Annotated in this window: 13 protein-coding genes; 4 read left to right on the forward strand and 9 right to left on the reverse strand. The window is 68.8% G+C overall.

The window, feature by feature from the left end:
- Positions 1–24 precede the first annotated feature (24 nt).
- Complete coding sequence (locus AC1DMQ_RS10475) at positions 25–597, reverse strand: DUF4287 domain-containing protein (RefSeq protein ID WP_477033499.1); 573 nt, start codon at positions 595–597, stop codon at positions 25–27.
- Positions 594–1,673, reverse strand: a complete 1,080-nt coding sequence (locus AC1DMQ_RS10480; protein ID WP_477033500.1) for an alpha/beta fold hydrolase — start codon at positions 1,671–1,673, stop codon at positions 594–596. The genes AC1DMQ_RS10475 and AC1DMQ_RS10480 overlap by 4 nt, the downstream gene beginning before the upstream one ends.
- 54 nt (positions 1,674–1,727) lie before the next feature.
- Between AC1DMQ_RS10480 and AC1DMQ_RS10485 the strand changes: the two genes are divergently transcribed.
- The gene (locus tag AC1DMQ_RS10485; protein ID WP_477033501.1) at positions 1,728–2,159 is read left to right on the forward strand and encodes an HIT family protein; all 432 of its coding nucleotides are present in this window, start codon (positions 1,728–1,730) and stop codon (positions 2,157–2,159) included.
- Between the two features lie 36 nt (positions 2,160–2,195).
- Here the strand turns inward: AC1DMQ_RS10485 and AC1DMQ_RS10490 are convergent, their stop codons facing one another.
- The 4 genes from AC1DMQ_RS10490 to AC1DMQ_RS10505 form a co-directional block, all read right to left on the reverse strand.
- Positions 2,196–3,089 carry a hypothetical protein gene (locus tag AC1DMQ_RS10490; protein WP_477033502.1) on the reverse strand — a complete coding sequence of 298 codons (894 nt, stop codon included), beginning with the start codon at positions 3,087–3,089 and terminating at the stop codon, positions 2,196–2,198.
- A 132-nt stretch (positions 3,090–3,221) separates the two neighbouring features.
- Positions 3,222–5,546, reverse strand: coding sequence for an ATP-dependent Clp protease ATP-binding subunit ClpA (gene clpA / locus AC1DMQ_RS10495; protein WP_477033503.1), 2,325 nt, complete (start codon positions 5,544–5,546; stop codon positions 3,222–3,224).
- Positions 5,547–5,556: 10 nt separating this feature from the next.
- The gene (gene clpS, locus AC1DMQ_RS10500; protein WP_007672483.1) at positions 5,557–5,886 is read right to left on the reverse strand and encodes an ATP-dependent Clp protease adapter ClpS; all 330 of its coding nucleotides are present in this window, start codon (positions 5,884–5,886) and stop codon (positions 5,557–5,559) included.
- 394 nt (positions 5,887–6,280) lie between these two features.
- Positions 6,281–7,306 carry an NADP-dependent oxidoreductase gene (locus AC1DMQ_RS10505; RefSeq protein WP_477033504.1) on the reverse strand — a complete coding sequence of 342 codons (1,026 nt, stop codon included), beginning with the start codon at positions 7,304–7,306 and terminating at the stop codon, positions 6,281–6,283.
- Between the two features lie 129 nt (positions 7,307–7,435).
- On the opposite strand from AC1DMQ_RS10505, the gene AC1DMQ_RS10510 reads away from it, so the two are divergent.
- Positions 7,436–8,356: a Gfo/Idh/MocA family protein gene (locus AC1DMQ_RS10510; protein ID WP_477033505.1), complete on the forward strand. Its 921-nt coding sequence runs from the start codon at positions 7,436–7,438 to the stop codon at positions 8,354–8,356.
- Here AC1DMQ_RS10510 and AC1DMQ_RS10515 read toward each other — a convergent pair.
- Complete coding sequence (locus AC1DMQ_RS10515) at positions 8,353–9,255, reverse strand: LysR family transcriptional regulator (protein ID WP_477033506.1); 903 nt, start codon at positions 9,253–9,255, stop codon at positions 8,353–8,355. The genes AC1DMQ_RS10510 and AC1DMQ_RS10515 overlap by 4 nt on opposite strands.
- A 105-nt stretch (positions 9,256–9,360) precedes the next feature.
- On the opposite strand from AC1DMQ_RS10515, the gene AC1DMQ_RS10520 reads away from it, so the two are divergent.
- Positions 9,361–10,215, forward strand: a complete 855-nt coding sequence (locus AC1DMQ_RS10520; protein WP_477033507.1) for an NmrA family NAD(P)-binding protein — start codon at positions 9,361–9,363, stop codon at positions 10,213–10,215.
- Here the strand turns inward: AC1DMQ_RS10520 and AC1DMQ_RS10525 are convergent.
- Positions 10,212–11,819, reverse strand: coding sequence for a GH39 family glycosyl hydrolase (locus AC1DMQ_RS10525; protein ID WP_477033508.1), 1,608 nt, complete (start codon positions 11,817–11,819; stop codon positions 10,212–10,214). The two genes, AC1DMQ_RS10520 and AC1DMQ_RS10525, sit on opposite strands and share 4 nt — an antisense overlap.
- Positions 11,820–12,077: 258 nt before the next feature.
- Here AC1DMQ_RS10525 and ilvD point away from each other — a divergent pair, with 258 nt between their 5' ends.
- Complete coding sequence (gene ilvD / locus AC1DMQ_RS10530) at positions 12,078–13,808, forward strand: dihydroxy-acid dehydratase (RefSeq protein WP_477033509.1); 1,731 nt, start codon at positions 12,078–12,080, stop codon at positions 13,806–13,808.
- Between the two features lie 36 nt (positions 13,809–13,844).
- Here ilvD and AC1DMQ_RS10535 read toward each other — a convergent pair whose 3' ends face one another.
- Entirely contained in the window at positions 13,845–14,189 is a 345-nt protein-coding gene (locus AC1DMQ_RS10535) for a hypothetical protein (protein WP_477033510.1), read from the reverse strand.
- Between the last annotated feature and the right edge of the window lie 13 nt (positions 14,190–14,202).

Here is a 14,202-nt window from a genome sequence, read left to right on the forward strand (position 1 = left end):
CGAGCCGAGCGTTCCGGCGCGGTGTCAGGATCGTTCGAAGGCGGCCTTCAGCAAGGCCCGAACCTCGGCGTCCACATCGGCCGGCGAGGCCAGCGGCAGCTTGGCCTTCAGGCGCTCGGACCAGCTTTCGTTCCTGGGCTCCAGCAGGCGAGGGGAGGCGTCGGGCGTCACGGCCAGGCCCAGCACCGCCGTCCCGCCCTTGACCGGCTTGGCGGCCGCGAACTGGAACGCGCCGGACCACGCGCTGTAGGTCTTGCGCTGTCCGGTCACCAGGCCGTCGAAGTCGGCGACGGCCGCCTCCAGGGCCTGGAGGATCGCCAGCGAGGCCGGGTCGGTCCACAGCGCCGCGCGCGCCTCGTCGGGCTGGTCCCAGGTCATGCGCTCGGACGGGAAGGCCACCGACAGCACATAGCTGGCGCGGTTCTGGCCCAGGCCGTGGTTCGCCTTGAGCCAGCTGAGCTGGGCGCGGGGCTTGGTCTCGGGGCAGGTCCTGGCGATCGCGACCCACTCCTCCAGGCTCTTGCCGGTCTCGCGCTCCAGGCCTTGCTGGACCGAGGCAAACCATTTCTTCTGACGTTCGGTCAGGTGTTCGGTCATGCGCGGAGTCCTCCGAAGTGATCTACCAGCTCGGCCAGCAGCCGGTCGCGGCCGCGGTCGGGGCGGTCTAGGTGGACGAAGTGGCCGGCCCCGGCCAACGTCGCCGTCTTCACCGATGGTGAGCGGCCCGCATCGGCCGTGAAGGCGTCGAGATCGGCCTGGCGGCTCCAGAAATCGTGCTCCGAGCGCACCAGCAGGACCGGCGCGGTGATCGATCCGGCGTCGTACAGCCGCCGCCCGCAGGCCTGGTGGAAGCTGTCCTCCAGCGCGCCCAGCGGCGCGCGGAACCGGGGCGGGTCGTGCCGGCCGCTGTCGGGATCGCTGGCCAGCACGGCCGCCGCCAGGGCCTGGGCGACGGCGGGATCGCGCCAGGCGTTCTTGTCGACGCCTGGAATGTTGCGCTCCCAGACCCCGATCAGCGAGGCGGCGGGATACAGCGCGTAGCCGCCGGTCGCCGGATCGAAGCGCCGGGGCTGGCCGGGCTGGGCGACCGCCGAGCCGGGGCCCAGCATCGCGTGGACGTCCGAGCCGCCGTAGAGCGCGTTGATCGTCGCCAGGCCGGCGACGGCTTCGGGCCGCAGCGACGCGTAGAAGCCCGCCCACATCCCGCCGGTGGCCCAGCCGATCAGGCCGACCTGCCGGCTTCCGGTCCGCTGGGCGGCCAGTTTGCGGACGGCGTCGACGTCGCGGACCACCTCGAAGGCGCGCGACAGCGGGCGGCTCTCCTCCGGCGGCCGGTCCATGGCGGCGGGGCGCTGCGAGCCGCCATAGCCTCGGGCGTCCATCACATAGACGCGGCGGTTCAGGCGCTGGGCCAGGTCGCCGGCCAGCGAGCCGCCGGCGACCGGAAGGTCGAACGAGGCGACGCCCGGGGCGCGGGCCCCGTGCAGCAGGATCAGCGGCGCGCCCCGCGCGGAGGCCGGCCGCACCTCGCGCACATGCAGGCGGACGCCGTCGTCGGCGGTGGTGAACAGCTCTTCGCGATGCAGGGTTTCGGGGGCGGCCAGGGCCGGTCCGGCGACGCCGACGGCGGTCGCGGCCGCCAGCAAGTCCCGCCGCGTCGGGCTCGTGGTCATTTGCGCGCCCCTCCCGGTTTGCTAGGTACGGTCTCGATCACGCCGGAGACGATCATGAGCCTTCACGGAAGCTACGACGCCGACAACATCTTCGCCAAGATCATCCGCGGCGAAATCCCGGCCGTGAAGGTCTTCGAGGACGACCAGGTCCTGGCCTTCATGGACGTCTTCCCGCAATCGCGCGGCCACGTGCTGGTGGTCTCCAAGACCAGCCAGGCCCGCAACCTGCTGGAGGCCGAGACCAAGACCCTGGGCCGGTTGATCGGGGCCGTGCAGAAGATCACCCAGGCCGTGACCACGGCCCTGAAGCCCGACGGCGTGGTGGTGACCCAGTTCAACGGCGCCCCGGCCGGCCAGACGATCTTCCACCTGCACTTCCACGTCATCCCCCGCTACGAGGGCGAGGCGCTGGGCCGCCACGGCGAGGGCATGGCGGACGCCGAGGAGCTGAAGGCCCTGGCGGAGAAGATCTCGGCGGCGCTTTAGCTCGGGCCCAGGAGCGCGTCGGCCGTCGATCGGAGCCTACTTGTTGCGGCTCATGCCGATGACGGCGCCGAGCGCGTCGGGCAGCCCGTCGCGGACTTTCTCCTGCTGCGCGGTCCAAAGCGCGCGATCTCTGTATTTCGGCGGACGAGCGGGATCGATCGGGACCAGGACGTTCGTGCCGGGGTAGCCCGGCTGGGGTCCCGTGGTGGTGGCCCGTTCCGGATGGGCTTCCAAGGCCTCGCCCAGATCATCGAGGCCGCCTCGGCACAGGTCCGGATCGGGATCGCGCACGGGGGCCAGTTCCTGCTCCTGGCGAACGGCCGTCATCAGGACGGTGACGCGCTCCTGGTGGGAAAGCTGGTTGACCGAAAGGCGTAGTTCCTCGGTGAACCCGGCGATCTGGTCGCGGTGAGCCTGCGGCGCCGTCGGGTCGGCGCAGCGTACGCCGTCCACGGCCACCACGGCGTAGGTGTAGAGCAGTTGGGTCAGGGCCCCCATCCGCAGGCCGCGGGCCGTCTGGGCGAAGCTGGGGTCAGTGGCGGCGGCCTTGTCGTAGGAATTGGCCGCCATGGTCAGCGTGGTGACGTACATGTAGGTGACGCCATAGCCGCCGCCCCGATAGGTCTGATAGCGCTCCCAGTTGAGCAGGCGCATCATGTTGTCGGCGCTGCCGGGATCGCGGACGATCGAGCTCAGATAGGTCCAGTCCCGCCGCGCCATGGCGGCGTCCAAGGTCTCGTGATTGTCGGGCAGCATGACACCGGGGGTGTCGAGCACCGATCGGCCCAGCTTGTCGCGCAGGGCGTCGGCCTGGGGATTGGCCGCCGGCATGGCGACGACCTTGGCGGGCTTGGCCGGCGCGGCGTCGCACGCGCCGATGCAGGCCAGGGTGGCGGCCGCGGCGGCCAGTGAGCAAAGCGATCGATGCATGAAGACCCCCCGAAGCAAGCTTCAGCCTAGGTGGCGTCCACGTGACGGGCAACCTTGAGTTTCGAGCGGGCCTGAAAAGCAAAGAGGCCCGGATCGCTCCGGGCCTCTCGCTGTTTCGTCTATCCGACCAGGCTATTCGGCCAGGGCCGGTTCGGCTTCGTCCTCGGACTTGGGAGCCTTGCCGGGCTTTTCCGGATTGCTCTCGATCTCGAAGTCGATCTTGCTGTCCTTGAGCACCACCTTGACGTGGCCGCCGCGGACCAGACGTCCGAACAGGATGTCGTCGGCCAGCGGCTTCTTGATGTGCTCCTGGATGACCCGCGCCAGGGGGCGCGCGCCGTAGAGCTCGTCGAAGCCGTTCTTGGCCAGCCAGTCGGCCGCGTCGTCGCTGAGCGAGATCGTCACGTTCCGGTCGGCCAGCTGGACTTCCATCTGCAGGACGAACTTCTGCACGACCTGACGGATGATCGCCGGCGTCAGCGGCTTGAAGGCCACCACCGCGTCGAGGCGGTTGCGGAACTCCGGCGTGAACAGGCGCTTGAGGGCGGCCTCTTCCTCACCGACGACCTTGTCGCGGCCGAAGCCGATGGACTGGCGTTGAGCGTCCGAAGCCCCGGCGTTGGTGGTCATGATCAGGATGACGTTCCTGAAGTCGACCTTCTTGCCGTTGCTGTCGGTCAGCACCCCGTGGTCCATGACCTGGAGCAGGATGTTGTAGACGTCCGCGTGGGCTTTCTCGATCTCGTCCAGCAGCACCACGGCGTGCGGGTGCTGGTCGACGGCGTCGGTCAGCTGTCCGCCCTGATCGTAGCCGACATAGCCGGGGGGAGCCCCGATCAAGCGGCTGACGGTGTGGCGCTCCATGTATTCCGACATGTCGAACCGGATCATCTCGATCCCGAGGGTCGAGGCCAGCTGCTTGGCGGCTTCGGTCTTGCCGACGCCGGTCGGGCCGCTGAACAGGTAGCTGCCGATCGGCTTGTCCGGGTCGCGCAGGCCGGCCCGGGCCAGCTTCATGGCCGAGGACAGCTGCAGCAGCGCCTCGTCCTGACCGAACACGGCGCGCTTCAGATCCGCTTCCAGTTCGCGCAGGGACTCGGTGTCGGACTTCGAAACCGACTTGGGCGGGATGCGGGCGATCTTGGCCACGACGGCCTCGATCTCCTTGACGCCCAGGACCTTCTTGCGGCGGCCTTCCGGCAGCAGCATCTGGCCCGCGCCCGCCTCGTCGATCACGTCGATCGCCTTGTCGGGCAGCTTGCGGTCGGTGATGTACTTGGCCGACAGCTCAACGGCGACCTTGAGGGCCTCGTTGGTGTACTTCAGCTTGTGGAAGTCCTCGTAGTAGCTCTTCAGCCCTTTGAGGATCTTGATGGTGTCTTCCACCGTCGGTTCGTTGACGTCGATCTTCTGGAAGCGACGGACCAGGGCCCGATCCTTCTCGAAGTGCTGACGGAACTCCTTGTAGGTGGTCGAACCCATGCACCGCAGGGTGCCCGAGGCCAGGGCCGGCTTCAGCAGGTTCGAGGCGTCCATCGCCCCGCCCGACGTGGCGCCGGCGCCGATCACCGTGTGGATCTCGTCGATGAACAGCACCGCGTTGGGGTGGTTCTCGAGTTCCTTGACCACCTGCTTGACGCGTTCCTCGAAGTCGCCGCGATAGCGGGTGCCGGCCAGCAGCGCGCCCATGTCGAGCGAGTAGATGGTGGCTTCCGCCAGGACTTCGGGGACCTGGTGGGTGATGATCTTGCGGGCCAGGCCCTCGGCGATGGCGGTCTTGCCGACGCCGGGTTCACCCACCAGAAGCGGGTTGTTCTTGGTCCGACGGCACAGGATTTGGATCGCGCGTTCGACTTCGTTCGCGCGGCCGATCAGCGGGTCGACCTTGCCCTGGCGGGCCTTCTCGTTGAGGTCGACGCAATAGGCTTCGAGGGCCTCGCCGCCGGTCTTGGCGTTGGGCTTCTCGACGTCTTCCTCGACCGCCGCGCCCTTGGCTTGCTTGGGCTCGGAGGCGCCCGCCTTCTTGGCGATGCCGTGGGCGATGAAGTTCACCGCGTCGTAGCGGGTCATGTCCTGCTCTTGCAGGAAGTAGGCGGCGTGGCTCTCGCGTTCCGAGAAGATGGCGACCAGCACGTTGGCGCCGGTCACTTCTTCGCGACCAGAGGACTGGACGTGAATCACGGCGCGTTGGATCACGCGCTGGAAGCCGGCGGTCGGCTTAGCGTCGTCCTCGTCGTCGACGACCAGCGAGGCCAGTTCGACGTCGAGATAGTTCACGAGGCTCTTCTTCAGAGCGTTGAGGTCGACATCGCAGGCCCGCATGACACCGGCCGCGTCGTCGTCGTCGGTGAGCGACAGCAGCAGGTGTTCTAGCGTGGCGTACTCGTGCTTGCGCTGATTGGCGTAAGCGACGGCGCGATGCAGGGATTCTTCAAGTGGGCGCGAAAAAGAGGGCAAGGGAGGCTCCTCAATCCTTTTCCATGGTGCACTGCAGTGGGTGCTGATGCCTGCGCGCCGAGTCGATCACTTGCGCGACCTTGGTCTCGGCAACTTCGTAGGTGAAAACGCCGCAAACGCCGACGCCATGTTGATGAACGTGCAACATGATCCGGGTCGCATCTTCGCGCGACTTGTTGAAGAAACGTTCAAGTACGTAAACGACGAACTCCATCGGAGTATAGTCGTCATTCAAGATCAGTACGCGATACAGCGAAGGCTTTTGCGTCTTCGGCTTCACTTCCGTGATCACCGAAGAGCCCGCGCCGTTGTTTTGTCCGCCTTGCTTTCGCTCGGCCATTGACCGCTCTCTCCCGGCGGGCCGAACCACCCGCCTTACATGGATTAGATATGGAAACGCGGCAGCATTGGAAGGGGCTGCCGCGCGGCTGCGCCGCTTTAACACAGGGGCGCCGCGCAAAGTGGCTTACCGCTTGGGATAGCGGCGATGGGGACAGGTTGGTTGCCTGGGGTGAAGCGGGGAGATGGTGCGGTTTTCGCGCCACGCAAGGGGCGGGACGGGCCGCGCGGGGCGACTCAGTAGAGCTAGCGCGGCGAGCACTTGCCCCCTCCGCGCCTGCGGCGCTCCTCCCCCAGAGGGGGGAAGAGGAACTGCGCTCGGCGTCCTCCGCCCCCTATGGGGGCGTACAGACCGCGAAGCGCTCAGGTGGGGGCAAGTGGGTGAGCCTCGGCGACTACCCCAGCTTCACCAGCATCTTCCCCAGGTTCTCGCCCTTGAAGAGCTTGATGAACGCGTCGGGCGCGCGCTCGACGCCTTCCTCGATCGTCTCGTTCCACTTGATCTTGCCCGACGAAATCCAGCCGGCCATGTCCTGGATGAATTGCGGGGCCAGATCGTAGTGGTTGGAGACGATGAAACCCTCCAGCTTCAGGCTCTTGCCGACGATCTGGGCGATGTTCCACGGGCCGGTCGGCTTTCCGGTCTCGTTGTATTGCGAGATCATCCCGCACACGGCGAAGCGGGCGAAGGTGCGGGCCGAGTTCAGGGCGGCTTCCAGGTGCACGCCGCCGACATTCTCGAAATAGACGTCGATGCCCTTGGGCGCTGCCTTCTCCAGTTCGGCGACCACGTCGGGCGTGGCCTTGTAGTCGATCACGTGGTCGACGCCGATGCTCTTGAGGAAAGCGACCTTTTCCGGCCCGCCCGCCGAGCCGATCACCGTGTGGCCCTTCAGCTTGGCGATCTGGCAGACCACCGAGCCCACGGCGCCGGCGGCGGCCGAGACGAACACCACGTCGCCCTCCTTCAGCGCCGCGATCCGCAGCAGGCCGACATAGGCGGTCAGGCCGGGCATGCCGGCCACGCCCAGGAAGGCCTGGGGCGGCAGGCCGTGGGTGTCGATCTTGGTGACCGAGCCCATGCCGCCGGCGGCGATGGCCTTGGGCGAGACGTTGAACGCCTCGCGCCAGCCGAACATGGTCGAGACGATGTCGCCGGGCTTGAAGTCCGGATCGTTCGACACCGTGACCTCGCCGATCGCGCCGCCCTGCAGCGCCTTGCCCAGCTCGAACGGCGGGACGTAGCTCTTCCGGTCGCTCATCCGGCCGCGCATGTACGGATCGACCGACATCCACAGGTTCTTGACCTGGATCTCGCCGTCGCCGGGCGCGCCGACCTCGACGCTGGCCAGTTCGAAGTTGTCTTGGGCGGGAACGCCCACCGGACGGCTCTTCAGGCGGATTTCGCGCGACGTGACCATGGCATTGCCTCCCAACCCCGCTCATCGGGGTGCGTTGTTTAAACGAACGTTTAGCTTGGACTGACGCGCGGCTCCAGCGCTTCCCGCGATTCTCTTTTCGCTCGGGGGCGAACACGATAGACAGCCGCCATGACCCAGGATGTTCTGAAAGCGGGCGTCATCGGCGCCGGCGTGTTCGGCGGCTACCACGCCAAGAAGTATGTCGAGCTGGACGGCGTCGAGCTTGTCGCGGTGTTCGACGTCGACCTGGCGCGGGCCAAGGCCCTGGCCGAACCGTTGGGCGCCCAGGCCTTCGACGATCAAGCCGCCTTCCTGGCCGTCGTCGATGTGGTCACCGTCGCCACCCCCGCCGTGCATCACGCCAAGGCCGGCCTGGCGGCGCTGAAGGCCGGCAAGCCGGTCTATTCCGAAAAGCCCCTGGCCGTCACGCCGGACGACGCCGACGCCCTGGTCGCCGCCGCCGCCAAGGCCGGCGTGCCGCTGGCCTGCGGCCACCAGGAACGCGTGGTGTTCCAGGCCATGGGCCTGCTGGACATCCCCGAGCAGCCGCTGCGCCTGGAAGCCGTGCGCCGGGGCACGCCCTCGGACCGCAATCTCGACGTCTCGGTGGTGCTGGACCTGATGATCCACGACATCGACCTGGCCCTGGCGCTGTGCGACGGCGAGCCCGTGGCGGTGGAAGGCGAGGGGGCGATCACCCGCTCCACCTCCTTGGACTGGGTCAAGGCCGAGGCCACGTTCGACAACGGCTTCACCGCGGTGTTCGACAGCTCGCGTGTCGCCGAGGCCCGCGAGCGGACCATGAAGGTGGTCTACCCCTCGGGCGAGGTCGAGATCGACTTCCTGGCGCGCACCTTCCGCAACACCACGCCGTTCCCGCTGATCGAGGACTTCACCGAGACCCCGGCCGGCAAGGACCCACTGGGCCAGAGCGTCGCCGGCTTCCTGAAGGCCGTGCGCGGCGAGGCCCCGCGTCCGGTGGTGACGGGCGAGGAGGCGGCGCGGGCGCTGGACCTGGGCCTGGCCGTGGAGCAGGCGGCGGGCGGCTAGGGCGTCACGATCTCGGCCACGAAATCGACGAACGCCCGCACCTTGGCGGCCGGCAGGTGGCGCGACGGATAGAGCGCGTACAGGGGGAAGGTCTCGCCCGGCCAATCGGGGAAGAGGTCGACCAGGTCGCCGCGCGCGACCAGGTCCTGCACGCCGATCGCCTTGACCCGCGCCACGCCCACGCCCGCCAGGCAAGCGCCCATCAGCGCCCCCACCTCGTTGACCGCCAGCCGGCCCGAGGTGGGGACGGTGAAGGCCTCGCCGTTCTTCTGGAACACCCAGGGCAGGGGTTCGCCGGTCTGGGCGTGGCGCATCTGGATGCAGGCGTGGCTTTCCAGGTCACGCGGATGGGCGGGGCGGCCGCGCCGCTCCAGATAGGCCGGCGCGGCGAGGGTGGCGGTGCGGGTCTCCAGCAGCTTGCGCGCCACCAGGGACGAGGCCGGCGGCTCGCCGAACCGGACCGCCACGTCGAAACCCTCGCCGACCAGGTCGCCCAGCTGGTCGCGGGCCATCAGCTCCAGCGACAGGTCGGGATAGCGCTCGAGGAACCGGTCCAGATGCGGCGCCAACAGCAGGCGTGCGAAGAAGGCGTCGACATTCACCCGCAGCCGGCCGCGCACGGCCGTGGCCGCTCCGGCGGTCTGGGCGACCACGTCCTCGATGCCGGTCAGCAGCGGGCCGATCTCGGCATAGAGCCGGCGGCCCTCGTCGGTCAGGGCCAGGGAGCGGGTGGTGCGGTCCAGCAGCCGTACGCCGATCCGCTGCTCCAGCCGGGCCAGGGCGCGGCTGACGCCCGAGGCTGACAGGCCCAGCACGTCGGCGGCCTTGGCCAGGCTGCCGCTCTCCACGATCGCCGCCAGCACCCCGACATTGGCGACCAGCCGTCCATCGAAGGGCATCGAACCATCCATGACCGAAAGTCAGTAATGATGTGACCTAAGCGCGTTTCTCGCAAGGGCGGGCAGGGCGTAGATGGGCCGCGCGGCATCGAAGAGGAGCGCGCCATGTACGTCATCACGGGCATCACGGGTCGGGTCGGCGGGGCGGTCGCCCGCGTCCTTCTGGAGGCCGGCCAGCCGGTTCGCGCGGTGGTGCGCGACGCCGCAAAGGGCGCGGCCTGGGCCGAGTGCGGCTGCGAGGTGGCGGTCGCCGCCATGGACGACGCGGCGGCCCTGTCCCAGGCCTTCGCGGGCGCGGAGGCGGTCTTCGTGCTGCCGCCGCCGTGCTTCGATCCCGCGCCCGGCTTTCCCGAAGCCCGCGCCGTTGTGGACGCCGCCCGCGCGGCCCTGGAGGCGGCGCGTCCGGACCGGGTGGTGTGGCTGTCGACCGTGGGCGCGCAAGCCCGGCAACCCAACCTGCTCAGCCAGCATGGATTGATGGAGGCCGCGCTGGAGGGCCTGGACCTGCCGCTGACGATCTTGCGGCCTGCCTGGTTCCTGGACAATGTCGCGTGGGACGTCGTTCCGGCCCGCGAGACGGGGATGATCGGCGGCTTCCTGCAACCGCTGGACCGCGCCATCCCGATGGTGGCCGCCGCCGACGTCGGCCGCGTCGCCGCCGAACTGCTGCAAGAGCCCTGGTCGGGACGGCGGATCGTCGAGCTTCAGGGGCCGCGCTCGGTGAGCCCAGACGACATCGCCGCCGCCTTCGCCCGTGCTTTGGGACGCGACGTCCGGACCGAGGCCGTGCCGCGCGAGACCTGGGGCGTGCTGTTCCGCAGCCAGGGCATGGTCGATCCCCAACCCCGGATCCAGATGCTGGACGGCTTCAACGAGGGTTGGCTGACCTTCGAGGCGCCGGAGCACGAGGTGCGGCGGGGCGCCACCGACCTGGACGCGGTGGTCCGCGCCCTGGTCTAGCGCGGCGCCACCTTCACCAGCACCACGTCGTTGGCCCGCATGGGCACGGAGACGCTGGCCGCGCCCGTCTTGCCGACGGTCAGAGCCCGCGTCTCGGGCTTGTCCACGGTCAGGGCGTTCAGGTCGCGCACCTGCTGCTCGGTCAGGGTCTTGGGCGAGCCCAGCTCCAGATAGGCGGTATAGGCGTCGTTGGCCTTGAAGCCGGTGCGGAAGATCTGGACGTCGTAGCGGCCGGGCTTGAGGCCCTTGAGGTCGAGGCTCACCGGTTCGACGTCCAAGGTCGGCTGGACCTTGGTGTAGTAGGGCCGGTTGCTGACCGCCTGGACCGGCTGGCGGAAGGCCCAGACCAGGGCCTGGACGCCGCCGTTGTCGGCCGTGGCCCAGGTCTCGGCGTCGGCGACCTTCACGGCTTTGTCGCCCAGCTGGTTCAGGTACTTGTAGGCGAACCAGGCCGGCTTGCGGATCCCCTGCGGATTCATCAGGCCGAAGCCGCCTTCGAACGGCGCGGTCGGCGGACCGGGCTCTTCGAACAGGTCGCTGTAGGTCCAGTAGCTCATGCCCTGCAGCAGGCCCTCGGAGGCCTTCAGCTTGGACAGGATGTAGGGCGCGCTGACATAGGAGTCGTGCACCGGATCGCGGGGCGTGTAGCTGGTGCTCCATTCGGTGAAGTACAGCGGCAGGCCGGGTTTGGACGAGGCCTCGATCTCCTGGCGCACACGGCGCACGTCGCCGACGATGGCGTCGGGCGAGGGCGACAGCTTGGTGTCGCTCTGGCCCTTCTCGTCCAGGAAACCGCCGTCGACGCCGTAGGTGTGGGTGGTGATGAAGTCGACCGCCGCGCCCGAGCCCTCGGCGTGCTTGATGAACTCGGGCGTCCAGGCCGCGCCCGCCGTCGAGGGGCCACCGACCTTCAGCGCCGGGTCGATCGCCTTGATGGTCCGGGCGGTGATGTCATAGAGCTCGAAATAGGCTTTCTGGTCGGCCTTTTCCCAGAAACCGTCGAGGTTGGGCTCGTTCCAGACCTCGAAATACCAGGACCGCACCTCGGCCTGGCCATAGCGCTGCTGGACGTGGCGGACGAAGGCGTCGACCAGGCCCGCCCACTGCTTGGGATCGGGATGGGAGGTGTTGCCCTTCCACCAGAAGATCGTCTGGTTCGAGCTCTTCATCGCGTCGGGCGTGAAACCCAGCTCGACGAACGGCTTGATCCCCATCTTCAGCAGGCGGTCGTACAGTTCGTCGATCTTGGTCCAGTCATAGACCGGTTGGCCGTCGACGACGCGATAGGTCCCCAGCACGTCGTGGAAGATGGCGTGGAAGCGGACATAGCGGAAACCCAGCTCGTCGCGTGCGGTCTTCAGCTGGCCCAGGCTGTCCTCGCGCAGCAGGGTGCCCGGATAGTCCGAGCCGACCGACAGGTCGTAGAAGCGGTCGCGCGGCGTGGTCGGGGCCGAGGCGTCGATGGCGATGTGGCGAACGGTCGGCTTGCCCTGCCCACCCTGAGGAGCGGCGGCGGCGGACCCCGCCAGCAGGGCGACAAAGGCCGAAGACAGGAGCGCGCCGCGCAGGCCGGCCGTGAAGGTCCTGGTGAGGTTCGTCTTCATGGCGGCGGATCCCTTCCTCGCGCCCTCGTTTTCGGGGCGGTGTTGCTGGGAGCGGTACCATCATTCCCGCCGCGCCGTACACCCCGTCGGAGTCGGGCAGGGAAGGGGTCTGATCATGCGCGGCGGCCGCGCCGACGCGAACCGTTCGCAATGAAACGAGCGTCCGGTGGCCGATTTCCGGCAAAAACTCGGCGTCGAACCCTTCCGTCGGGCTCCCAGCTGAGCTAACCACGGCGCACTATTTGGAAGGCGTACATCATGACCAAGAAACCCGACGGCACCTGGGACAAGTCGCAACTCCCGAGCCGGCATGTAACCGAAGGGCCGGCCCGCGCGCCGCACCGCTCGTATTACTACGCCATGGGTCTTGGCACGCGTGAGATCGCCCAGCCGTTCGTGGGCGTAGCCTCGTGCTGGAACGAGGCCGCCCCGTGCAACACCGCCCTGATGCGCCAGGCCAACGCCGTGGCCAAGGGCGTCAAGGCGGCCGGCGGCACCCCGCGCGAGTTCTGCACCATCACCGTCACCGACGGCATCGCCATGGGCCACGAGGGCATGCGCAGCTCGCTGGTCAGCCGCGACGTGATCGCCGACTCGGTCGAGCTGACCATGCGCGGCCACGGCTATGACGCCCTGGTCGGCGTGGCCGGCTGCGACAAGAGCCTGCCGGGCATGATGATGGCCATGCTGCGCCTGAACGTGCCCAGCGTCTTCCTGTACGGCGGATCGATCCTGCCGGGCCGCTTCCAGGGGCGCGACATCACCGTGATGGACGTGTTCGAGGGCGTCGGCGCCCATGCGGCCGGCACCATGGACGCCGCCACCCTGTGCGAGCTGGAGCAGCACGCCTGTCCGTCGGACGGCGCCTGCGGCGGCCAGTTCACCGCCAACACCATGGCCTGCGTGTCGGAAGCCATCGGCCTGGCCCTGCCGCTGTCGTCGGCCCTGCCGGCCCCGTACCTGGACCGCGACCAGTACGCCGTGGCCTCGGGCGAGGCGGTGATGCGGCTGATCGAGCAGAATATCCGTCCGCGCGACATCTGCACCCGCAAGGCGTTCGAGAACGCGGCCGTCGTTGTCGCCGCCACCGGCGGTTCGACCAACGGCGCGCTGCACCTGCCGGCCATGGCCCACGAGTGCGGCATCGAGTTCACGTTGAAGGACGTGGCCGAGATCGCCGCCCGCACGCCCTATATCGCCGACCTCAAGCCCGGCGGTCGCTACGTGGCCAAGGACATGGGCGAGGCCGGCGGCGTGCCGATGCTGCTGCGCACCCTGCTGGACGCCGGCCTGCTGCATGGCGACTGCATGACCGTCACCGGCAAGACCCTGGCCGAGAACCTGGAGAACGTGGTCTGGCGCGAGGACCAGGACGTGATCCGCCCCGTCTCCGCCCCGCTGTCGCCGACCGGCGGCGTGGTGGGCCTGTGGGGCTCGCTGGCGCCCGACGGCGGCATCGTCAAGGTGGCCGGCCTCAAGCACCAGGTGCACCGCGGTCCGGCCCGGGTGTTCGACGGCGAAGCGGCCTGCTTCGAGGCGGTGTCGAACCGCGACTACAAGGAAGGCGACGTCCTGGTCATCCGCTACGAAGGCCCCAAGGGCGGGCCGGGCATGCGCGAGATGCTGTCGACCACGGCCGCCATCTACGGCCAGGGCGTGGAGAACATCGCCCTGATCACCGACGGCCGCTTCTCGGGCGCCACGCGCGGCCTGTGCATCGGCCACGTGGGTCCGGAAGCCGCCGTGGGCGGTCCGATCGCCCTGGTCCAGGACGGCGACATCATCAGCATCGACGCCACCAAGGGCACGATCGATCTCGAGGTCGAAGCCGACGAATTGGCCCGCCGCAAGGCCGCCTGGAGGCCGCGCGGCCACGACTACAACAGCGGCGCGATCTGGAAGTTCGCCCAGCTTGTGGGTCCGGCCTATCTGGGCGCCACGACCCATCCGGGCGCGGCGAAAGAGACCCACGTCTACGCTGACATTTGATCTGACTGGGCTGAGCGTTCGCCGTGCGGCGGACGCCTAGTCCTTCCGCCGCCGCTCGACCTCGCGGTTGAAGCGGTCTTCCAGGGCGACTTCGAACTCGCTGGGCGGGACGATGCGCCGGGCCATGTCCAGCGGACCGGGCGGGACGTCGTCGGCCAGCGGCCTGACCCGGGGGAGCGCGCCGGCCGGCGTGGCGATGGGCGCGATGTCCGCCGTGGTCTCGGCCAGGCTGGCCGCGCGCTCGGCGTCGCTGACGCGTCCGTCGTGATCGGTGTCGGCGGGGGCGAGAAGCAGGCGAGGGGCTTGCTGGGCGAGCGCCAGGCTGGGCGCGAGCAGGATCGCGCCGAAGACGAAAGCCGTGATGGGACGTGAAACGGACATCCGATCCTCCCGG

The sequence above is a fragment of the Caulobacter sp. 05L422 genome, from assembly GCF_056397765.1.

Excerpts from the sequence above, each read along its gene's own strand:
- AC1DMQ_RS10535 (WP_477033510.1), bottom strand. The coding sequence starts at position 14,189 with ATGTCCGTTTCACGTCCCATCACGGCTTTCGTCTTCGGCGCGATCCTG.
- AC1DMQ_RS10490 (WP_477033502.1), bottom strand. The coding sequence starts at position 3,089 with ATGCATCGATCGCTTTGCTCACTGGCCGCCGCGGCCGCCACCCTGGCC.
- AC1DMQ_RS10480 (WP_477033500.1), bottom strand. The coding sequence starts at position 1,673 with ATGACCACGAGCCCGACGCGGCGGGACTTGCTGGCGGCCGCGACCGCC.
- AC1DMQ_RS10485 (WP_477033501.1), top strand. The coding sequence starts at position 1,728 with ATGAGCCTTCACGGAAGCTACGACGCCGACAACATCTTCGCCAAGATC.
- AC1DMQ_RS10525 (WP_477033508.1), bottom strand. The coding sequence starts at position 11,819 with ATGAAGACGAACCTCACCAGGACCTTCACGGCCGGCCTGCGCGGCGCG.
- AC1DMQ_RS10520 (WP_477033507.1), top strand. The coding sequence starts at position 9,361 with ATGTACGTCATCACGGGCATCACGGGTCGGGTCGGCGGGGCGGTCGCC.
- AC1DMQ_RS10515 (WP_477033506.1), bottom strand. The coding sequence starts at position 9,255 with ATGCCCTTCGATGGACGGCTGGTCGCCAATGTCGGGGTGCTGGCGGCG.
- AC1DMQ_RS10505 (WP_477033504.1), bottom strand. The coding sequence starts at position 7,306 with ATGGTCACGTCGCGCGAAATCCGCCTGAAGAGCCGTCCGGTGGGCGTT.
- ilvD (WP_477033509.1), top strand. The coding sequence starts at position 12,078 with ATGACCAAGAAACCCGACGGCACCTGGGACAAGTCGCAACTCCCGAGC.
- AC1DMQ_RS10475 (WP_477033499.1), bottom strand. The coding sequence starts at position 597 with ATGACCGAACACCTGACCGAACGTCAGAAGAAATGGTTTGCCTCGGTC.
- clpS (WP_007672483.1), bottom strand. The coding sequence starts at position 5,886 with ATGGCCGAGCGAAAGCAAGGCGGACAAAACAACGGCGCGGGCTCTTCG.
- AC1DMQ_RS10510 (WP_477033505.1), top strand. The coding sequence starts at position 7,436 with ATGACCCAGGATGTTCTGAAAGCGGGCGTCATCGGCGCCGGCGTGTTC.